This is a genomic window from Mycetocola sp. BIGb0189, assembly GCF_024810155.1.
Lineage (GTDB): Bacteria > Actinomycetota > Actinomycetes > Actinomycetales > Microbacteriaceae > Mycetocola > Mycetocola lacteus.
The window spans coordinates 342642-364066 of the sequence record NZ_JANUED010000002.1; the positions used below are offsets into that span (position 1 = coordinate 342642).

The 21425-nt window shown below is 65.1% G+C and carries 20 protein-coding genes and 1 tRNA gene; 16 read left to right on the top strand and 5 right to left on the bottom strand.

The window, feature by feature from the left end; translation table 11 throughout:
- The first annotated feature begins 24 nt into the window (after window positions 1–24).
- The 7 genes from M2390_RS03955 to serA all read left to right on the top strand — a co-directional run bounded on the left by M2390_RS03955 (window position 25) and on the right by serA (window position 7051).
- On the top strand, window positions 25–1842 hold the full coding sequence (locus M2390_RS03955; protein WP_259177182.1) for an acetolactate synthase large subunit: 1818 nt from the start codon (window positions 25–27) through the stop codon (window positions 1840–1842).
- 3 nt (window positions 1843–1845) lie between these two features.
- Entirely contained in the window at window positions 1846–2355 is a 510-nt protein-coding gene (ilvN, locus tag M2390_RS03960) for an acetolactate synthase small subunit (RefSeq protein WP_121686964.1), read from the top strand.
- A gap of 83 nt (window positions 2356–2438) precedes the next feature.
- Entirely contained in the window at window positions 2439–3464 is a 1026-nt protein-coding gene (ilvC, locus tag M2390_RS03965) for a ketol-acid reductoisomerase (protein WP_121686963.1), read from the top strand.
- 162 nt (window positions 3465–3626) lie between these two features.
- The gene (locus tag M2390_RS03970; RefSeq protein ID WP_259177188.1) at window positions 3627–4262 is read left to right on the top strand and encodes a DUF4166 domain-containing protein; all 636 of its coding nucleotides are present in this window, start codon (window positions 3627–3629) and stop codon (window positions 4260–4262) included.
- 48 nt (window positions 4263–4310) lie between these two features.
- Window positions 4311–4805: a hypothetical protein gene (locus M2390_RS03975; protein WP_259177189.1), complete on the top strand. Its 495-nt coding sequence runs from the start codon at window positions 4311–4313 to the stop codon at window positions 4803–4805.
- Window positions 4805–5329, top strand: a complete 525-nt coding sequence (locus tag M2390_RS03980; RefSeq protein ID WP_259177190.1) for a hypothetical protein — start codon at window positions 4805–4807, stop codon at window positions 5327–5329. Before M2390_RS03975 ends, M2390_RS03980 begins: the two co-directional genes overlap by 1 nt.
- Before the next feature lie 132 nt (window positions 5330–5461).
- Window positions 5462–7051, top strand: coding sequence for a phosphoglycerate dehydrogenase (gene serA, locus M2390_RS03985; protein WP_259177192.1), 1590 nt, complete (start codon window positions 5462–5464; stop codon window positions 7049–7051).
- Window positions 7052–7121: 70 nt separating this feature from the next.
- Here serA and M2390_RS03990 read toward each other — a convergent pair whose 3' ends face one another.
- The 4 genes from M2390_RS03990 to M2390_RS04005 all read right to left on the bottom strand — a co-directional run bounded on the left by M2390_RS03990 (window position 7122) and on the right by M2390_RS04005 (window position 10355).
- Entirely contained in the window at window positions 7122–7304 is a 183-nt protein-coding gene (locus M2390_RS03990) for a YegP family protein (RefSeq protein WP_259177194.1), read from the bottom strand.
- Between the two features lie 1027 nt (window positions 7305–8331).
- Window positions 8332–9036, bottom strand: a complete 705-nt coding sequence (locus M2390_RS03995; RefSeq protein WP_259177195.1) for a hypothetical protein — start codon at window positions 9034–9036, stop codon at window positions 8332–8334.
- Between the two features lie 54 nt (window positions 9037–9090).
- Window positions 9091–9750, bottom strand: a complete 660-nt coding sequence (locus tag M2390_RS04000) for a hypothetical protein (RefSeq protein WP_259177197.1) — start codon at window positions 9748–9750, stop codon at window positions 9091–9093.
- A gap of 50 nt (window positions 9751–9800) precedes the next feature.
- A complete protein-coding gene (locus tag M2390_RS04005) occupies window positions 9801–10355 on the bottom strand; it encodes a TetR/AcrR family transcriptional regulator (protein WP_259177198.1) in 555 nt (184 codons plus the stop codon).
- 89 nt (window positions 10356–10444) lie between these two features.
- Here M2390_RS04005 and M2390_RS04010 point away from each other — a divergent pair, with 89 nt between their 5' ends.
- Window positions 10445–11962: an MFS transporter gene (locus M2390_RS04010; protein ID WP_259177199.1), complete on the top strand. Its 1518-nt coding sequence runs from the start codon at window positions 10445–10447 to the stop codon at window positions 11960–11962.
- Between the two features lie 48 nt (window positions 11963–12010).
- Here the strand turns inward: M2390_RS04010 and M2390_RS04015 are convergent, their stop codons facing one another.
- Complete coding sequence (locus M2390_RS04015; protein ID WP_259177202.1) at window positions 12011–13252, bottom strand: FAD-binding oxidoreductase; 1242 nt, start codon at window positions 13250–13252, stop codon at window positions 12011–12013.
- 211 nt (window positions 13253–13463) lie between these two features.
- Here M2390_RS04015 and M2390_RS04020 point away from each other — a divergent pair, with 211 nt between their 5' ends.
- From M2390_RS04020 to M2390_RS04055, 8 genes are all read left to right on the top strand, one after another.
- Window positions 13464–14951 carry a glycosyltransferase family 39 protein gene (locus M2390_RS04020; protein ID WP_259177203.1) on the top strand — a complete coding sequence of 496 codons (1488 nt, stop codon included), beginning with the start codon at window positions 13464–13466 and terminating at the stop codon, window positions 14949–14951.
- On the top strand, window positions 14948–15460 hold the full coding sequence (locus M2390_RS04025; protein WP_259177204.1) for a hypothetical protein: 513 nt from the start codon (window positions 14948–14950) through the stop codon (window positions 15458–15460). Before M2390_RS04020 ends, M2390_RS04025 begins: the two co-directional genes overlap by 4 nt.
- Window positions 15461–15534: 74 nt before the next feature.
- On the top strand, window positions 15535–16593 hold the full coding sequence (locus M2390_RS04030) for a 3-isopropylmalate dehydrogenase (protein WP_259177205.1): 1059 nt from the start codon (window positions 15535–15537) through the stop codon (window positions 16591–16593).
- Window positions 16594–16612: 19 nt separating this feature from the next.
- Window positions 16613–17722, top strand: a complete 1110-nt coding sequence (locus M2390_RS04035; protein WP_121686947.1) for a branched-chain amino acid aminotransferase — start codon at window positions 16613–16615, stop codon at window positions 17720–17722.
- A 74-nt stretch (window positions 17723–17796) separates the two neighbouring features.
- A complete protein-coding gene (locus M2390_RS04040) occupies window positions 17797–18564 on the top strand; it encodes a fumarylacetoacetate hydrolase family protein (RefSeq protein WP_259177208.1) in 768 nt (255 codons plus the stop codon).
- Between the two features lie 201 nt (window positions 18565–18765).
- Window positions 18766–20280, top strand: a complete 1515-nt coding sequence (gltX, locus tag M2390_RS04045) for a glutamate--tRNA ligase (RefSeq protein ID WP_259177210.1) — start codon at window positions 18766–18768, stop codon at window positions 20278–20280.
- Between the two features lie 5 nt (window positions 20281–20285).
- A complete protein-coding gene (locus M2390_RS04050; protein ID WP_259177211.1) occupies window positions 20286–21272 on the top strand; it encodes an NAD(P)/FAD-dependent oxidoreductase in 987 nt (328 codons plus the stop codon).
- Between the two features lie 56 nt (window positions 21273–21328).
- Window positions 21329–21400, top strand: a tRNA-Gln gene (locus M2390_RS04055).
- Window positions 21401–21425: the final 25 nt, after the last annotated feature.

Sequence of the window (21425 nt, forward strand, 5' to 3'; positions counted from 1 at the left end):
ATCACTTGAGGAATCATTTGTCACATGTCAGCTGACACTCCCACCCCACGTCCCCAATCCGATAGCCCGATCCCGGGCCCCGCACGCACCGAAAACTCGGTGCTGACCGGTGCCCAGGCGGTTGTGCGCACGCTGGAACTGCTGGGGGTGACCGACGTGTTCGGTCTCCCCGGCGGGGCCATCCTGCCGGTCTATGACCCGCTGATGGACTCCACCGAGCTGCGCCACATCCTCGTTCGTCACGAGCAGGGTGCCGGCCACGCCGCTCAGGGTTACGCCGCGGCCACCGGCAAGCTCGGTGTCTGCATCGCGACCAGCGGTCCCGGTGCCACCAACCTGGTAACCGCGATTGCCGACGCCCACATGGACTCGGTCCCGATGCTCGCGATCACCGGTCAGGTGTTCTCGAACCTGATGGGAACCGACGCGTTCCAGGAGGCCGACATCGTGGGTATCACGATGCCGATCACCAAGCACTCCTTCCTGGTGAAGGACGCCAAGGACATTCCGGCAACCCTGGCCGCGGCGGCACACATCGCCACGACCGGTCGTCCCGGCCCCGTCCTGGTGGACATCACCAAGGATGCTCAGCAGGATTCGGTGCCCTTCATCTGGCCGGTCACCCTCGACCTGCCCGGCTACCGTCCGGTCACCAAGGCTCACGGCAAGCAGATCAACGCCGCCGCGCAGCTGATCCTCGAAGCCAAGCGTCCGGTGTTCTACGTGGGCGGCGGCGTGATCCGCGGCCGTGCCTCGGAGGAGCTCCTGGAGCTGGCCGAGCGCACCGGTGTGCCGATCGTCACCACCCTGATGGCCCGTGGTGCCTTCCCGGATTCGCACCCGCAAAACCTGGGCATGCCCGGCATGCACGGAACGGTTCCCGCGGTGCTCGCGCTGCAGGAATCCGACCTGATCGTGGCCCTCGGTGCCCGCTTCGATGACCGTGTTACCGGCAAGGCGGACCTGTTCGCCCCCGACGCCAAGGTTGTTCACGTGGACATCGACCCGGCCGAGATCTCCAAGATCCGGATCGCCGATGTGCCGATCGTGGGCGATGTGAAGGACGTCATCGGCGACCTCTCCGCCGCCTACGCTCAGGCCCTGCCCGAGACCACCCCGGACATCGCCGAGTGGTGGACCCGCCTGAATGGTCTACTCGCCGAGTTCCCGCTGGGATACGCGCCGACCACCGACGGCCTGCTCGCCCCGCAGCACGTGATCTCGCGGATCGGTGAACTCACCGGCTCCGAGGGCACGTTCGTCTCGGGTGTGGGTCAGCACCAGATGTGGGCCGCGCAGTTCATCAAGTATGAGCGCCCCAACGGTTGGATCAACTCCGGTGGTGCCGGCACCATGGGCTACGCGGTTCCCGCCGCGATGGGTGCCAAGGTTGCCGAACCCGAGCGTGTGGTCTGGGCGATCGACGGCGACGGCTGCTTCCAGATGACCAATCAGGAGCTCGCCACCTGCCGCCTCAACAACATCCCGATCAAGGTCGCGGTGATCAACAACTCCTCGCTGGGTATGGTGCGCCAGTGGCAGACCCTGTTCTATGACGGACGCCACTCCAACACCGACCTCAACACCGGCCACGACACCGTGCGCATCCCCGACTTCCTGAAGCTCGCGGACGCGTATGACTGCCTGGGCATCCGGGTGGAGCGTGAGGACCAGATCGACGCCGCCATCAAGCTCGCGCTGGAAACCAACGACCGCCCCGTGGTCATCGACTTCGTCGTCTCGGCGGACTCGATGGTGTGGCCGATGGTTCCGCAGGGAGTATCCAACAGCTTTGTTCAGTACGCTCGGGAGCACGCTCCCGCATTCGATGAGGAGGTCTAAGCCATGTCGCGTCACGTTCTCAGCCTCCTCGTGGAGGACAAGCCGGGTCTGCTGACCCGCGTTGCCGGTCTGTTTGCCCGTCGCGGATTCAACATTGAGTCGCTCGCGGTGGGTGCCAGTGAGGTCGAAGGCCTCTCGCGCATCACCGTGGTCGCCGAGGTGGACGGTCTGCCGCTCGAGCAGGTCACCAAGCAGCTCAACAAGCTGATCAACGTGATCAAGATTGTGGAGCTGGACCCGACCCAGTCGGTGGAGCGCGAACACCTGCTGATCAAGGTTCGGGTGGATAACACCACCCGCTCGCAGGTTCTCGAAGCCGTGAACCTGTTCCGTGCTCGTGTGGTCGATGTGGCCACCGACGCCCTGGTGATCGAGGTCACCGGAGACACCGGCAAGACCCAGGCGTTCCTGCGCGTCCTTGAGCCCTTCGGGATCAAGGAGCTTGCACAGTCGGGCCTGCTCGCGATTGGACGCGGTTCGAAGTCCATCACCGAGCGCGTTTTCAAACACTAAATTTCCGTGCCCCAACGGGGAACACGGTCCAACACTTGCGGATCCGCACCGGCGGCCGCGGGATCAAACAAGGAGAATAACCAGTGACTGAGATTGTCTACGACCAGGACGCCGACCTGACGCTCATTCAGGGCAAGAAGGTAGCCATCATTGGCTACGGCTCGCAGGGCCACGCACACGCGCTCAACCTCCGGGACTCGGGCGTTGAGGTCGTTATCGGCCTCAAGGACGGCTCCAAGTCCATCACCAAGGCCGAAGAGGCCGGCTTCGCCGTCAAGAACGTTGCCGACGCCGCCGAGTGGGCCGACTTCATCATGATCCTGGCGCCGGACCAGCACCAGCGCTCGATCTACACCGAGTCGGTCAAGGACAAGCTGACCGAGGGCAAGACCCTGGCCTTCGCCCACGGCTTCAACATCCGTTTCGGTTACATCGAGGCACCCGCTGGTGTCGACGTTGTGCTGATCGCCCCGAAGGCTCCGGGCCACACCGTGCGTCGCGAGTTCGTCGCCGGCCGCGGTATTCCGGACATCGTTGCCGTTGAGGTTGACGCCACCGGCACCGCCTGGGACATCGCCCTGTCCTACGCCAAGGCCATCGGTGGAACCCGCGCCGGTGTCATCAAGACCACCTTCACCGAGGAGACCGAGACCGACCTGTTCGGTGAGCAGGCTGTTCTCTGCGGTGGCGTTTCGCAGCTGGTTCAGTACGGCTTCGAGACCCTGACCGAAGCTGGCTACCAGCCGCAGATCGCCTACTTCGAGGTGCTGCACGAGCTCAAGCTCATCGTGGACCTGATGTGGGAGGGTGGCATCGCCAAGCAGCGCTGGTCGGTCTCCGACACCGCCGAGTACGGGGACTACGTCTCCGGCCCCCGCGTGATCACCCCCGAGGTCAAGGAGAACATGAAGGCCGTTCTCTCCGACATCCAGACCGGTGCATTCGCCAAGCGCTTCATCGACGACCAGGACAACGGCGGCAAGGAGTTCCTGGAGCTCCGTGCCAAGGCCGAGAAGCACCCGATCGAGACCACCGGTCGCGAGCTGCGTTCGCTCTTCGCCTGGAAGCAGCAGGACGAGGACTACACCGACGGTTCGGCCGCACGCTAACCATTAGCTGTTAGCTGTTAGCTGTTAGCTGTTAGCTGTTAGCTGTTAGCTGTTAGCTGTTAGCTTCTAGCCGAAACCCGCCCCGGAAGATTTCTTCCGGGGCGGGTTTTTGTCTCCTGCTAGGGTGGGCCACAGCACCACGCGCGAAGGGGACCCGCACGCATGACCGATCAGCACACCATTCGATCCGTGTACACCGAGGCGCTCGGCGCGGATATCGACAGGCTCAAGCCCGAGGTGCGCGAGTACGTGGTCGGCCCGGGGGAGTCCGGTGTCGGTCTGGGCACCGGCGTCTTCGAATCCGCCGGAACCAAGTTTGGCCGGCTGACCTGGCTCGCTATGCCCGTGGTGGGTCCGGCGATGCTGCTGGACCGACACGAGAAAAACGTCCCCTTCACGATCCTCAACCAGCCCGGAACCGACGAGCATGGAGCCCCCACCCTCGCCGCCTTCCGTCTGTTCCGCTTCCGCCGGGTCTCCCGGGCCATGAGCGACATCCTCCTCGCCGGCCCCACACCGGGCACCCTGCGCAACCGCGTGGGTACCTGGCGTGTGATCGAGATCATCCTGCGCTGCACCGCGACCGAACGGGGCCACCTGTCCCTGCGCTCGGAGGAGTGCGCGCTACGCCTCGGCCCGCTGCGACTGCGTCTACCGCGCCTGCTCGGCGTGAGCGTGCGCGTAGAGGACGGCTGGGATTCGGAAAACAATCGCCGCACCGTGCAGGTACTCGTGACCAATCCACTGCTCGGCACCGTGACCAACTACCGCGGCCATTTCACCTACTCCCTGGTCTAGGTTCGCCGCGCGGGTATGCCGGGGGAGCGCGTCCGGTAATCTGGAGGTATGAGCACCCCCTCCGATGACGACGCCCTGAGCTGGGCCGGCGACGCGACCGATGCCACCCTGGTTGGTCAAACCCCGGCCGTAGCGCCCAAGAAGAAGCCGATCAAGGAATCCACGGTCCCGGCCGAGGTCACCGAGGTGGCTCCGGGTTGGCGCGTGGTGGGCGGGCCCAAGGCCGAGGTTGCCGTCAACACCGGGGGCACGCAGATGAGCTCTGTCCTGCTTCTCGTGCACGGGATTCTCGCCGGCGTGTACCTGCTCTACATGATCGGCTGGCTGCTCTCGATTGGAACCATCGTCTTTGGCGGTGCCGACCCGCTGGCCACCGGAATGACCTCGATCGGTAAGATCTTCGCCGTCCTGGCACCCGCACTGTGGTTTGGCGCCACCCTGTGGAACACCCGTCAGGCCGAGTCGCTGCGCTGGCGTGTGGTGGCCCTGATCGTCGGTGCCATCGTCCTGGCCCCGATTCCCTTCCTGCTTGGAGTGCGCTAATGACCGAATCCACCCCCGGCACCACCCCGACCCCTCGCTCCGACCGGGCCCAGGAGTCGCCGAACGAGGCACAGATTTCCGAGACGACCATCGCCGAAGCCGAAACCTCCTCGGGGGACACCACCTCGCCTGACGCACGGATCGAGAACGCGGATTCTGCCGATGACGACCTCGATGCCCTGGCCACCCCGGCCGAGAAGGCGACCCCGATCTCGAAGGTTCGCCGCTGGCTGACCATCGCGATTGCCGTGGTGTTTGGTCTGCTCTTCGCCTACCAGGTGTGGGGCGGTGTGGGCAGCGCGATTACGATTCCGCGTCGGGTCTCCGAAGCCGGTGGCTCGGTATCGGCGCTCGGCTGGACCATGCTGATCCTCAGCATCATCGTTCCGCTGATCACGTTCTACCTCTCCTACCGGATCGGTCGTCGTCGTGGCTGGATCTCGATGATCCTCACCTATCTGGTCGGTGTGGCTGCGTCTTCGGCCATCGCGCTGAGCCTTGCCGCCGCGTTTTTCCTGGCGTAATACCACCCCGGGATGAACGATCGTTCATGCGCGGTCAAACGGGCATGAATCACCTAGTAGAGTGTACGTACCTGGCGTCCCGATGATGCGGCGCGAGTCTTCCCAACCCTCGTTCCAGAAGGATTTGTTTTCGTGTCGAAACCCGTCGTCCTGATTGCTGAAGAACTCTCGCCCGCCACTGTCGATGCCCTCGGGCCCGACTTCGATATCCGTAACGTGGACGGCACCGACCGTCCCGCCCTGCTCTCGGCACTGGCCGAGGCAAACGCCATTCTGGTGCGCTCGGCCACCCAGGTAGACGCCGAGGCCATCGCCGCGGCCCCGCACCTGCAGGTCATCGCCCGCGCCGGCGTGGGCCTGGACAACGTGGACATCAAGGCTGCCACCAACGCCGGTGTCATGGTGGTCAACGCCCCGACCTCAAACATCATCTCGGCCGCCGAGCTGACCGTGGGGCACATCCTCTCGCTCGCCCGTCACATCCCCGCCGCGCACAACGCGCTGGCTCAGGGACAGTGGAAGCGCTCGAAGTACACCGGCACCGAGCTGTTCGAGAAGACCGTCGGTATCATCGGCCTCGGCCGCATCGGCGCACTGATCACCGAGCGTCTGAAGGCCTTCGGCGTCAAGGTTGTGGCCTATGACCCCTACGTCACCTCGGCTCGTGCGCAGCAGCTCGGCGTGACCCTGCTGAGCCTGGACGAACTGCTCGCCCAGTCCGACTTCATCACCATCCACATGCCCCGCACCCCCGAGACCATCGGCATGATCGGGGCCGAGCAGCTCAAGGCCATGAAGAAGACCGCGTATGTGGTCAACGTGGCCCGCGGTGGCCTGATCGATGAGGACGCCCTGCACGACGCCCTTGTCGCCGGTGAGATCGCCGGTGCCGGCCTCGACGTCTTCGTGAACGAGCCCCCCACCGACCAGAAGCTGCTGGGTCTGGAAAACATCATCGTGACCCCGCACCTGGGCGCCTCGACCGAGGAAGCACAGGAGAAGGCCGGCGTTTCGGTGGCCAAGTCCGTGCGTCTCGCTCTCGGTGGCGACCTGGTGCCGGACGCGGTGAACGTTGCCGGTGGCATCATCGACCCCTACGTGCGTCCGGGCATCTCGCTGGTCGAGAAGCTGGGTCAGATCTTCTCCGCCCTGACCGTCTCGCCGCTCTCCAGCGTCGAGGTCGACATTCGTGGTGAGATCACCAACTTCGACGTTTCGGTGCTGAAGCTGGCCGCTCTGAAGGGTATCTTCAGCCAGGTTGTAAGCGAGTCGGTGTCCTACGTGAACGCCCCGCTGCTGGCCGAGGCCCGCGGTGTCGAGGTGCGCCTGGTCACCGACCCGGTGAGCGAGGACTTCCGCGACGTCATCACCCTGCGCGGTGCGCTGGCCGATGGCTCGCAGATCTCGGTGTCCGGTACCCTCACCGGTCCTAAGCAGATCGAGAAGCTCGTGGCCATCAACGGCTACGACATCGAGGTCCCGATCGCCGAGCACCACGTGGTCATGCTCTACACCGACCGTCCCGGAATCGTTGCCCAGTACGGTGCACGCTTTGGTGAGGCCAACATCAACATCGCCGGCATGCAGATTGCCCGTACCGAGGCCGGCGGCCAGGCACTCACCGTGCTGACCGTGGACTCCCCGGTCTCGGAGGAGCTGCTCGAGCAGGTACGCACCGACATCGACGCCGCGATCGTCCGCGCCGTGGGTATCACCGCGTAATACTCACACACAAAACGGCGGGGCCGGAGGATTTTTCCTCCGGCCCCGCCGTTTTTGGTCTGTGACGACGCTACTTTTCGATTTCCACGACGGGGGACTCGGGGGCATTACGTCGCACCGAATCGATGCCGTTCAGGGCACCGGACTTTGAGGCGTATCCCTCCGAAACCGCAATGACCTCGCCGTTTCCCGCCTTGAGCCGGAAACGGTACTCGCCCGCCTTGTCCGTGTAGAGCTCAAACTTTCCCGCCATGATGCCCCTTTCTCCGGTCCGGCGCGGCGCGCCCGAATCCTGATGTCAGATTAGTTGCGTGCCGTGCGGAAAATAGCCCCCAGTGCGGGTCACGCGCGCGACCCATCCGGTCCGGGGATAGCTGTCCACAGACCGACTCCGCCCTCAATTTCTCCACAGCTTTGGCCACCAAATACTTTTTGCATCCGCGATTCATAGCGTTGACGGGGAGGAGAAAACACGGGGAGCGATGGCAAATAAATTTGGACCACGAAAACGACAACGGACGGAGCGCGAAACCCGGAGATCGAGGCGCGCGGACGGTAAGGCCGGTCTTTGGTTTCCCAGAGGCCAACCGACCGACGAATCCACTGAAGAAATCGATCTTCCCCGGAGCTTTACGATGGTTATCCGTCGCGTCCGCCTTGTCCGCAGCGGAATGCTGGTGGAGTTCGCCGTTGTGCTTGCTCAGCGGGATCATCGTGGGAAATCACATGAGGTGATGTCGATAGATACCCGGAATCACGGGACCGTGCACCGACACGGGCCTGGGCACGGTCCGCCCGAGACGATTGAGGAGATCTCCTCGCCAAACATTTTGGAACGTGCTCTGTCGGAGGCCATAGACGAGACGTATGCTGCGTACAACCGGATCATAGATGGGAATATCGAATGACGTCGCACTCACGCATCCGCGTGCACACTGAGGCCGCCAGAAGGATCACATACAGCCTGATTTCACCCCAAATCTCTCCAACGGTTCACCGAGACACACGGGGCCGCTCCGCCTACGTCATCGTCCTGCATGACTCTCGAATATCCGAAGCCCTGCACCGCGTCACCGAGTTGGGTGTCACGGTTAACGTCATGGTGGCTTTTGAGCAGAGTTTTGTTCCGATCCAGGTGACCCCGGGCCGCGGGAGGCGCGGCATCGGTGTGCCGGCGGTGATGCTGGAGACTTCGAGTACGGCGGAGGCCTTCTGTCACCTCCTTGAGTACCAGCCGACAGATGAGATCCGTCTCCGCTGGGGCAATCAGACCTTCAGCGTTACACGGACTCGGGAGCGATGGGCGTATCAGGCCGCCGAGGTGCCCGCGGGCGGCGGCCCAGGGACTGCTTGAGTTCCCGCACAAAGGCGGCGTTTGCCTCACGGCTCAGGTGGGTGGCAAGAACACCCTGCATCCCATAGAGTTCGATCACCAGCGGGGGCTGATCGTCTCGGGTATCGATCGTGAACACCACGCCGTGATGGCGCATACGTTGGGCCACCACAAATCGTGATTCGATTTTCACGATGTCTCTTCTGCCCACCTCAAAGATCTTATGATTGCCGCGACGTTTCCCGTGCCACAGCTGAAGCGAGCCACGCGAGGCGACGAGGGTGAGACCACTCAGGGCGGAACGCTCGCGGAGTCGAATTCCGGTATGCGGTTCGAGCCGTTGGGGGAGGCTCCTGCCCGGTGCGACCCACCACACCAGCGCATCGGGATTCGCTTCGCGGAGAGCACGTGCGCGCAGGCGGGGATAGCGCGAACGCCAGGCGATGAATGGTAGGACGATGGCGATTCCCAGCACGGTACCGATAATGATGGCCAGCATCGCGTCCCCATCGGGGACAACCTGAATAATCCCGAAGAGCACAACGTAGATCAGAACGATCACAAAAAAGATCAGGACCGAGCGGATGACGAGCTCTTCGCGTATGGTCTGCCGAAGGGTTTTGGGCCCTGAATCGTCAACAATGGTGATCATGCATTCCCCCGAGAACCCATCCTAGTGTGACAGTGGGGAACGCCCGTGGTGAGGCTAAGCGGCCTGCTCCGTGGACTCCGCGAGGGTACGGCGGATCTCGGCGGCGAGGGCCAGGGTGGCGTGCTGGGTGAGGAAGGCGGGCAGCACGTCGTGGACCCCCAGGAAGCCCAGGAGGTGCTGATTGCCGGCCCGATCACGCACGGTCAGCGCGATCCCGATGCGACGGCTCATGCCGGCGGTCAGGCGCCCGGTTTCCACCCGGATGATGGAGTCGGCCGGCAGGGTCAGGATCTGTCGGGAATCGGTGCGCTCGGTCTGAAAGAAGCCCAGCCCGGCGGGCTCGGCGACCAGGGCCAGACCGTCGGCAAGTTCCCGGCGGGTGAGGGCTGGGCCGCCCAGCGCGGAGAGTACGGGTCCAAAACTATCGGCCGGCGTGATCCACCACACCAGCGCATCGGGGCGCTCGGTGCGCAGCGCACCGATCCGGCGACGGGCACGCACGCTCATCAGGGCGAGTATCCCGATCCCCGCGGCGATCACCACCAGAATGCCCAGGGCGAGGACCAGGATGCGGGGGATCGGCAGGATCTGATCCAGCACATCCAACAGGACAAACACCACCACAATCGCGACGACGACTGCCAGCGCGGTGTAGGCGGCAAATTCGATTCGGTTTGAGCGGCGCAGGCGCGCTCGCGGGTGCGGGCGGGTCATTGCAGTTCTCCTCTTCGTGTGGGGATCTGGTTCGTGTGGGGGAACGGGGGTTATGAGGTTTTGGTGGGAATCAATCGGTGAACAACCGCCAGGATAGCCTCGGCGGGCACCGCATTGGGAGTGGGAACGGTGCTGTCCTCGGGCGTGCGCAGCACCGAGTCATAGTACATACCGTCGCTGATCAGCATCACCGTCTCGGCAAGGACCGGATCGCCCAGTTCTTTCTCCAGCAGGGCGATGGTGTCGCGGCGGAAGCGCTGTAGGCAGGCGATGGCCCGGTGATCCTCCTGCGCCAGCCGGTTCAGGGCGATGGTGGCGTGATCGAAGCGGTCGTCGCTGAACAGCGAGGTGCGGATCAGGCTGTCCACGACCCCGTCGGGGGAGGCGGTCATCTCGGCCAGATACTCGGCGGAGAGGATATCGGCCCGGTAGATCAGGCCCAGGATCAGCGCGTCGCGGGAACCGAAGTGATAGAGCAGTCCGCCCTTGGAGATGCCCGCCTGAGCGGCGCAGGCCTCGATGGTGGTGGCGCGTTCCCCCTGGGTGATGAGCAGGGATTCAAACGCATCGAGAATGCGTTCTCGCGTGCTGTTCTCGGCAGCCACGGGGCTCCTTTCGACAAGTTTTCACGATCATATTGATTGTATACCGTCCAGACGGTACAGTAAAGAAGTTCGTAATTGAAGAGGTGAACATGCTTTCCGTCAACCGCACCGCGGCAGACTCGCTCAGCCGCACCCGCCGCTGGGCCGCACTCGTTGTGCTGATGCTCCCGGTGCTGCTCGTATCGGTGGACAATACCGTCCTAAACTTTGCCCTCCCGGCCATCTCGGAGGCGCTGACCCCGTCGGCGACCGAGCTGCTGTGGGTGGTCGATATCTATCCGCTGATCCTCGCGGGACTGCTGGTCCCGATGGGCAGCCTCGGCGACCGCCTGGGTCGTCGAAAACTCCTGCTGATCGGATCGATCGGCTTCGGTCTGGTCTCGGTCTTTGCCGCATTCGCCGGATCGGCGGGACAGCTGATCCTTGCCCGCGCACTGCTGGGCTTCTTCGGTGCGATGCTGATGCCCTCGACCCTGTCGCTGCTGCGCAACATCTTTACCGACCGTAACGAGCGTCGCCTGGCGATCGCCGTGTGGGCCAGCGCGTTCTCCGCCGGTAGCGCCCTGGGTCCGGTCGTGGGTGGCCTGCTGCTGGGCAGCTTCCCCTGGGGTTCGGTCTTCCTGCTGGCCGTGCCGATGCTGCTGCCGCTGGTGATCCTGCTGCCCATCCTGATCCCCGAGTCCAAGGACCCCAACCCCGGCAAGATCGACTATCTGTCGATCCCGCTGGCTCTGGGTACCATGGCCCCGTTTGTGTTCTCGATCAAGACCTTCGCCGAGGGTGCGAACGTGCCCCTGGCGGTTATCACCCTGCTGATCGGCCTCGCCTGCGGTATCACCTTCGTGCGTCGTCAGCTGCGCATCGAGAGCCCGATGCTGGACATGACCCTGTTCCGCCGCGGCCAGTTCTCCGGTGCGGTGCTGATCAACCTGCTCAGCGTGGTTGCGCTGGTGGGTGGACTGTTCTTCGTCTCGCAGCACCTGCAGCTGGTGCTGGGACTCAAGCCGTTTGATGCGGCGCTGGTGCTGGTGCCCGGTCTGATCGTGATGATCATCGCGGGCCTCGGTGTGGTGCCGGTCGCCAAGCGGGTGCGTCCCTCGATCGTGATCCCGGTCGCCCTGCTCACGAGTATCGCCGGCTACGTGCTGGTGGCCCTCACCGGCGGCGACATCGGCGCCTACGAGATGATGGTGGCCTTCGCCCTGCTGGGCCTCGGAATCGGTGCCGCCGAAACCGTGTCCAACGAGCTGATCATCTCCGGTGCTCCGCCGGAGAAGGCCGGGGCGGCCTCGGCCGTGTCCGAGACCGCGTATGAGCTGGGTGCGGTGCTGGGTACCGCGACGCTGGGTACCGTACTGTCCGCCTACTACCGTGCCGGGGTGGTGCTGCCCGAGGGTCTGACCCCCGAGCAGGTGCACGCCGCCGGGGAAACCCTGGGTGGCGCGGCCAACGTGGCCGAGACCCTGCCGCCCGAGCTGGCCGCGACCCTGCTGGAATCCGCCCGTCACGCCTTCGACAGCGGTGCCGGTGTGGTGGCCTGGATCGGCGCGGGCCTGGTCGCCGCCGCCGCGATCATCGGTGTGTTTACGCTGCGAAACGCACGCTAGTCTCACCCCACACAACCCCGGATGCCTCACGCATCCGGGGTTTCGTGGTTAGCGCAGCGGATCGAACGGGGTGAGGACCTCGGGGGCGATACCGGTCATGATCTGCTCGGTCAGGAGCTCCGCGGTGATCGGTCCGAGCACCATGCCCCACATCCCGTGCCCGCCCGCAACATAGACCCCGGGGGCTCGGGTGCGCCCGATCAGGGCGAGGCCGTCGGGGGTCACCGGGCGAGAGCCGACCCACTCGTGTGAGCGATCATCCAGGTCGACCCCGCGAAACAGTGGGCGCACCGAATTGACGATCGCCTGGATTCTGCGCTGCTGCAGGGGCTCGTCGGGTCCACGGAATTCCATGGTTCCGGCCACCCGTAATCCGCCGCGGAACGGGGTGCAGGCCACCCGCTGGGTGGGGAAGTAGATGGGACCCTGGACCGGTTCGCTGGTGGGCACGCTGAACGAGTATCCGCGACCCGCCTGCACGCGGGTACGGACCCCGAAGCGTCGGGCGAGATCGGGAAGCCAGGCACCGGTCGCGATGATCGCCGCGTCGGCCGTGTGGACCGAGCCCGAACGCGTGCGCACCCGCACCTCGCGGCGGTCCTGGCCACGCTGCGGGTCGATGCGGTCCACCCGCTCGCCGGTCAGGATGGTGCCGCCGTGTTCGCGCAGGACCCGTGCGAGGTCGGCGACGAAGGGGCCCGGTGCTAGGTAACGCTGCCCGCTCAGCGTATAGACGGCACTCACCGCGCCGGAGAGCTGGGCCGGGGCCGTGTGAACCCGTTCGAGCGTCACATCCTGTCCGGCTCGGGCGACGCGAGCCAGCTCATCCACGAATCCGCGTGCGTCCCGGCTGCGCTCGAAGGCGACCGTGTACGGGGTCGCCTGGGTCGGCTCGGCCACCCCGGCGGCGGCCAGCCGGTCAAAGGCGTCCAGGGCGAGGGTGTCCAGCGTGGTGAGCGCCGCCATCGTGTGGTCCCAGCGCCGGTGCGTGGTCTGGGCCGCGAAGCGGGCGAGGAATCCCCAGAGGCGGGGATCGATCCGCGGGGGAATGTGCAGGGGCGCGTCGGGATCCAGCAGCGAGCGGATCGCGTTGGGCCAGATGGCCGGGTCCGCGAGGGGCATCGCCAGCCCCGGACTGATCCACCCCGCGTTGCCGAGGGAGGCACCCGCGGCCACCCCCTCGCGATCCAGGACCGTCACGGCGACCCCGCGCCTGGTGAGGTCCAGGGCGGTGGCCAAACCCACCATTCCCGCACCGATCACGATGGCCGAACGCGGAGCAGTGAACATGGTTCCTCCTTCTGCACCGGAGTCCTCGTTGATCCCGTGTGCCGGGCCGCGCCTTTTGGGCAGGTCCCGCCTCCATCCTTGCCGCGAAAAGCCAGGAAAACAAGGGGGTGGGACGCTCGGCAAACACACGGGTAGGCGGCGCTAGGGTTGAGCTCTACCGCGTATCCCACCCGGGTGGCACCCCGTGATTCGGGGAGAGAAAGGACCCAGCTTGCCCGCGACCGTGCGCACCCCCTTGAACGCCCGCCTTCTGAGCGGGATGCCCACCCTCGCGGTCCTGCTCGGGCTGGTTGGGGCCGGGGTGTCCTGGATCGGAAGCGCGATTCCCTCGTTCTGGTTTGATGAGATCGCCACGCTGATGGCGGCACGCCTGGATGGTCCGGGACTGTGGCAGTTCCTGCAACATAAGGATGCGGTGCACGGGCTCTACTACGCCCTCATTCACGTCTGGATTCAGGTGTGTGGTGACTCCTCGGTCGCGCTGCGCGGGTTCTCGGCGCTCGCCGTGGGTCTGGGCACCGCGGGCATGGTGGTGCTGGGAACACGGCTTGCCGGGGCCCGGTTCGGCGTGATCGCCGCGGTGATCTATCTGGTCCTGCCGCGCACCACGTTCATGGGCATCGAGGGTCGCTCCTATGCGCTGGGTGCAGCCCTCGTGGTGTGGGGAGTGATCGCGCTGATCGCCGCCGCCCGGCGCAATACCTGGTGGTCCTGGATGATCTATACGGTGCTGAGTATCATCACGATCTACCTGTTTATGTATGCCGGGCTGATCCTTGCCGCACACCTCGCCTACCTGCTTTTTGCCCAGCGAGATCGCCGGACCCTGCTGCGCTGGGGTATCTCGACGCTGATCATCTTGGTCGCCGTGATTCCGCTGGTCCGTGCCGGGTATGGACAGCGTGGCCAGATCGCCTGGCTCTCCGGGCAGCCCATCGTCAACGCCTGGACCACGCTGGTCGAGCCGTGGCTGGATGGATCCTGGCTGCTGGCAATCCTTGTGATTGTGCTCCTGATCATCGCCGGGCGTCGCCTCCCGCAGATCCTGGCCCGGTTTGGTACACCGCCGGTGGCGCTCGCCGCGGCCTGGGCGTTTGCCCCGCTGATCCTGATGCTGATCGCCAACTCGCTGTTCGGCCCGCTCTACACCTCGCGCTACATGTCATTCACCACCCCGGGGTTCGCGCTGCTGCTGGCGCTGGCGGTTTCGGTGTTTTCGCGGCGATGGATCGTCTGGGCGCTCGTGGGCGTGATTGCCCTGGCGAGCCTTCCCACCTATGTGGCTCAGCGTGGACCCAATGCCAAGCAGAACGGCGTTGACTTCCTCCAGACCGCGCAGACCATCGCCGAGCATGCCTCGCCGGGGGATGCGTTCTTCCTGCAAAACGACAAGACCACCACGATTCGACCGCGGCTCACCGTCAACGGCTACCCCTCCGCCTTCGCCAGGCTTGATGATCTTGCCTTTGTGCGCAGCGACCTGGAGAACGGCAACTTCAACGATGTGACGCTGCCGCCGCGCAAGCTGGGGGAGCGGTTGCACGGTGTTCGCACCGTCTGGGTGGCCGGATCAACGCACACCACCCCGGAGATTGCCGCAATGAAGCGGGAGCTGGCGAGACACGGGTTCGTGGAGCAGGAGCGTTATCCGCTGCGCCGCACCGTGGTCACCGAATACGTCCGGGAGGAGACCCGATGAGTATCCCCGCGCCGGTGCCCCCGCGCACCTCCTCGGTGTTTGCCTGGATCGCCTTCGTGTTTGTGGCCACCCTCGCCTCGATTCCGCGCTATCAGGTGCTGGTGGATCAGGTACGCACATCCACGCATAAGGAACTCCTGGCGCTGCTGCGCGACCCGGTGCGCGCCGAGCAGGTCGCGACCCTGAGCGTGGTGGGCGTCGCGGTCTTCTTTGTGATCGTGTTGATCGTGGTTGCCTGCACCGGTAACGCACTCGAGCGCCGCTTTGCCCGCAGAACCTGGCACCTGGGCCCGGTGGATATCGGTACCGGATGGGTGACCGCGGCCCTGATGACCCTGCCGGTTCAGCTGGTCTGCGGGATTCTCGGCATCGGTACGGTCCCTCCGCTGGCGATGGTCTACGTCCTGATCGTGGCCGCAATCCTCCCGCCACTGCTACTGCGCCCCGAACGCTTGGGCTATGGATACGCGGTGACACTGCCACTCGCGGTCCTGCTTCTGCTGCAGTAACCGCGTCCACACGCACTCCCGCGCACGAGTAAGGTGGATTCAACAACACCCACCCCAGGCTGAGCAGGAGCATAATGTCGCGCAGTGTCAAACTTGCCGTGATTCGCGGAGACGGAATCGGACCCGAGGTTGTAGCCGAGGCGGTGAAGGTCCTTGACGCCGTCGTGGAGGGCTCCGAACTTAGCATCGACAAAACCGAGTTTTCGCTCGGCGCGGCCCGCTATCTGGAGACCGGCGATGTCCTGACCGACACCGATCTGGAAGCCATTGCCGCGCACGACGCGATCCTGCTGGGCGCCATCGGTGGCGTTCCCGGAGACCCGCGACTGCGCGACGCCAACATCGAACGCGGTCTGCTGCTCAAGCTCCGCTTCAGCCTGGACCACTATGTGAACCTGCGCCCGACCAAGGTCTACCCGGGTGTTCCCAGCCCGCTGGCAGACGCCGGGGACGTGGACTTCGTGGTGGTTCGTGAGGGCACCGAGGGTCCGTATGTGGGCAACGGTGGCGCGATTCGCGTGGGAACCCCCGCCGAGGTCGCCAACGAGGTCTCGGTCAACACCGCCTACGGTGTGGAGCGCGTTGTCCGCCACGCGTTTGAGATCGCCACCCAGCGTCGCAATAAGCTGACCCTGGTACACAAGATCAACGTGCTGACCTTCGCCGGTAAGCTCTGGCAGCGCATCGTCAACGAGGTCGCCACCGAGTACCCGCAGGTTTCTGTGGACTACCTCCACGTGGACGCCGCAACTATCTTCCTGGTCACCGACCCTGCTAGATTTGACGTGATCGTCACGGACAACCTCTTCGGCGACATTCTCACCGATTTGGCCGGCGCAATCAGCGGCGGCATCGGACTGGCTGCCTCGGCCAACATCAACCCCGACGGCACCTTCCCCAGCATGTTCGAGCCGGTACACGGGTCCGCTCCCGACATCGCTGGGAAGCAGATCGCCGATCCCACCGCGGCGATCCTCTCCACAGCACTGCTGCTTGATCACCTCGGTGCCCCCGAACTCGCCCAGCGAGTTGTGGCCGCCGTGGATGCCGATATCGCCGGTCGTAACGGGGCTACCCGTTCCACCGCTCAGGTGGGCGACGCGATCGCCGCCCTGATCACCGCAGCACAGTAACGTTTGAAGGATTTGAATCATGGCACATGACACCACCACCGCCCCGCTCGCGTTCTCGCACGAGGCCAACACCTCCCCGCGCAGCGCGGAGGAGGTCGCACAGATCCTTGCCAACCCGGGCTTTGGTAACCACTTCACCGACCACATGGTGCAGATCGACTGGACCGTGGAAAACGGCTGGGCCGACGCCCGCGTCATTCCCTACGGCCCGCTGATCCTCGACCCCGCCTCCTCGGTGCTGCACTACGGCCAGGAGATCTTCGAGGGTCTCAAGGTCTACCGTCACGCCGACGGGTCGATCTGGACCTTCCGTCCCGACCAGAATGCCGAGCGTCTGCAGCGCTCGGCCGCCCGCCTGGCCCTGCCGCAGCTCTCGGTCGCGGACTTTGTGGAGTCGGTGCGTCAGATCGTCAAGGCCGATGAGCGCTGGGTTCCCAGCGCCCCGGACACCAGCCTGTACCTGCGTCCGTTCACCATCGCCAACGAGACCTTCCTCGGTGTGCGCTCGGCGCACAAGGCCAGCTACCTGGTGATCGCCAGCCCCGCCGGTGCGTACTTCACCGGTGGCATCAAGCCGATCTCGATCTGGCTGTCCACCGAGTACTCCCGCGCCGGACGCGGCGGTACCGGTGCCGCCAAGTGCGGTGGTAACTACGCCGCCTCGCTGCTCCCGCAGGAGGAGGCATACCGCAACGGCTGCGCCCAGGTCATGTTCCTGGACGGCGAAACCGGCACCCGGATCGACGAGCTTGGCGGCATGAACGTGTTCTTCGTCCGCAACGACAAGACCGTGGTCACCCCCGAGCTCACCGGCAGCATCCTCGAGGGCATCACCCGCGCGAGCATCATCCAGCTGCTCCAGGACCGTGGCTACACGGTGGAGGAGCGCGCCATCGGCATCGATGAGTGGCGTGCGGGCGAGGCCGACGGCACCATCACCGAGGTGTTCGCCTGCGGTACCGCCGCGGTGATCACCCCGATCGGCCAGCTCAAGTCCACCGATTTCACCATCGGATCCGAGGACGCCGAGCCCGGCGAACTGACCCTGAGCATCCGCGAGGAACTCACCGACATTCAGTACGGTCGCCGCGAGGACCGTCACGGCTGGATGGTCCGCGTCGACGGCTAATCCAGGCATTCACGACACCGCCCCGGCTCGGAGATTCGAGCCGGGGCGGTGTCGTTCAGGTTTAGGATAGGGGCATGAAGATCGCACGTTTTAGTCACGACAATCGCATCGCCTACGGCATCATCGACGAGACCGAGATCGTGGTTCTCGACGGGGACCCCATGTACGCGGGCTTCGACACCACCGGCGAGCGTGTGCCGCTGGGCGAGGTGACCCTGCTGGCCCCGGTGATCCCACGCTCGAAGATCGTCGCGGTGGGCAAGAACTACCGCGACCACGTGACCGAGATGGGTGGCGCGGATGCGACCCCGCCGGCCGAGCCGCTGCTGTTCTTCAAGCCCAACACCTCGGTCATCGGGCCGGAAAACCCGATCGTGATCCCGCCGATCACCACGCGCGTGTCCTATGAGGCGGAGCTGGCCATCATCATCGGTTCGGTGGCCAAGAATGTGCCCGCCGCCGACGCCGACAAGGTCGTGTTTGGGTACACCATCGCCAACGACGTGACCGCCCGCGACCTGCAGGAATCCGACGGCCAGTGGGCCCGCGCCAAGGGCCTGGATTCGTTCTGCCCGATCGGCCCGATCGTCGAGACCGAATTTGATCCGGCCGGCAAGCGCATCATCTCGCGCCTGAACGGCGAGGTGCGCCAGGACGGTGTGCTGGATGACATGATCCACGACATCCCCAAGATCATCGAGTACGTCAGCGCCGCCTTCACCCTGCTGCCCGGCGAAATCATCCTCACCGGCACCCCCGCCGGCGTGGGCGAGATGAACCCCGGCGACCGCGTGGAGTGCGAGATCGAGGGTCTGGGCATCCTGAGCAACCCGGTGCGCTAACCCGACTCTCTTATTGGGCCCCTCCTTGCCGTATTCGCGGTCGAGGAGGGGCCCTGTGCCGTAGGTGGGCCAAAATCCGCCGCGCGCCCACTCGAATACCGACGCCATCCTCGATTGACGCATTCGACGCTGTTAGCGTCGTAACCATGAGGCACATACTCGTCGGGTCCGCGCGGGCCGGTTCGCGATAGAATGAATCCGATGTCTACCTCTCTCTCACACCTCGTAACCACCGCGACCGGCTCCGACATTCGTGTCCGTTTCTGCCCGTCGCCCACCGGTACCCCGCACGTCGGTCTGATCCGCACGGCGCTGTTCAACTGGGCCTATGCCCGCCACACCGGCGGCAAGCTCATCTTCCGTATTGAAGACACCGATGCGGCCCGCGACAGCGAGGAAAGCTACCAGCAGATCCTCGATGGCCTGCGCTGGCTCCACATCAACTGGGATGAGGGTGAGGGTGTCGGCGGCGAGCACGGCCCCTACCGTCAGTCCCAGCGCTCGGAGATCTACGCCGAGGTCATCGAGAAGCTCAAGGCTTCCGGTCACCTCTACGAGTCGTTCTCCAACGCCGAGGAAATCGACGCCCGTAACGAGGCCGCCGGTCGTGCCAAGCAGCTCGGTTACGACAACTTCGACCGCGACCTCACCGACGAGCAGAAGGCCGCCTTCCGCGCCGAGGGCCGCGAGCCCGCGCTGCGTCTGCGCGTCCCGGACACCGACCTGAGCTTTGATGACCTGGTGCGTGGCGAGATCACCTTCCCCGCCGGTTCGTTCAGCGACTTCGTGCTGGTGCGCCCCAACGGTCAGCCGCTGTACACCCTGGTGAACCCGGTGGATGACGCTCTGATGGGCATCACCCACGTGCTGCGCGGCGAGGACATCCTGCCCTCGACCCCGCGTCAGATCGCCCTGTACTCGGCCCTGATCGAGATCGGTGTCGCCACCGCGATTCCGCGCTTTGGTCACCTGCCCTACGTCATGGGTGAGGGCAACAAGAAGCTCTCCAAGCGCGACCCCGAGTCGAACCTGTTCCTGCACCGCGAGCGTGGATTCATCCCCGAGGGCCTGGTCAACTACCTGGCGCTGCTGGGTTGGGGTCTGTCCGCGGACCGCGACGTGTTCAGCATCGACGAGTTCGTCGCCGCCTTCGACGTGGCCGATGTGAACCCCTCACCGGCACGCTTCGACCTCAAGAAGGCCGAGTCGATCAACGGTGACCACATCCGACTGCTGGATGTGGCCGACTTTGCCGAGCGCACCATTCCCTACCTGCAGACCGCGGGTGTGCTGGGTGCCGAGGTAACCGAGGCCGAGCGCGAAATTTTGGCCTCGGCCGCCCCGCTGGTGCAGGAGCGCATCGGCCTGCTGGGTGAGGCTCCGGCCATGCTCGGCTTCCTGTTCACCGACGCCGCCAGCCTGGACTACCAGGAGGACGCGCTGAAGAGCCTTCCGGCCAACACGACGGATGTGTTGACCGCCGCAATCGCCGCACTGCAGGGTGTGGCAGATTTCACGACCGACCCGATTCAGGAGGCGCTGAAGTCCGCCCTGATCGACGGCCTCGAACTCAAGCCGCGGATCGCCTATGGTCCGCTCCGGGTGGGAATTTCCGGTCGCCGGATCTCCCCGCCGCTGTTTGAGTCGATGGAAATCCTGGGCAAGGCCGAGACGCTTGCGCGTCTCGAGCGTCTGTCCGCACTGCGAGGGGAATAGAAATAATGATGGATGTTGATGTTGTGGTTGTGGGCGGGGGCCCCGCCGGACTGTCCTGTGCACTGAACCTGGTGCGCGCGCGCCAGCGTGTGCTGGTGCTGGATGGAAACCGTCCGCGGCACGCCGCGACGTTGATGTCCCACGGTTTCCTCACCCGGGACGGGGTGCCGCCGCTTGAGCTGCGACGCCTCGCTCGGGAGGACGTGGAAGCCTACGAAAACGGAACCGTGGCCTTCGCCCAGGTCGACAGCATCACCCCGGAGGGGGAGGGCTTTGTGGTTCGTGCCACCGGCGTGCGCGGGGCCGCCAACCACGAGGTGCGTGCGCGCCGCGTGGTGCTCGCTACCGGGCTGACCGAGCGTCTGCCGCAGGTCCAGGGCCTGCGCGCGTTCTACGGCACCTCCGTTCACTCCTGCTTCGAGTGCGACGGGTTTGAGAAGAGCGACCAGCCGCTGCTGATGCTCGGCGAAACCGAGGATCTGGTGCGCCGCGCACTGCACACCTCGCTGTGGTCTAACGATGTGATCGCGCTGAGCAACGGCAGCGACCGCGTTCCGGCTACCGCCGAGGCTGAGCTGGCCGGGGCGGGGATCCGCCTGGACCGTCGACCCATTGCCGAGCTGGTGGGTGACCGCACCGGACTGACCGGTGTCAGGTTTGCCGACGGTGAGGTTCTTGAGCGCAGCGCCGGTTTTGTGCGCCCGGAGTGGACCGTTCCGGACAGCTTCCTCGCCGACCTGGGCCTCGAGCGTACCGTGAGTGCCCATGTGGGCCCGGCGGCGGATTCTGCCGACCCCGAGGTGGGCGCACTGATCACCGTGGATGCCGAGGGCCGTACCAGCGTGCCCGGCGTATACGCGGTGGGGGATATCACCCCTCCCGGTCCGCAGCAGCTCATCGTGGCCGCCGGTGCCGGCGCGCGCACGGCCGCAGCGGTGCTGCGCGACACGCTCGACACGCGCATTCACGCCGTCGATTTGGCGTCCAGCTAAGCCTCGGGCTATTCTAGAAACATCAGCACGGCACTGAGAAAAAAGTTCCGAACTGATGGGGTATGGTGTAATTGGCAACACGGCTGATTCTGGTTCAGTTGTTCTTGGTTCGAGTCCAGGTACCCCAGCAAATCAACTCCTCGCTTTTCGAAG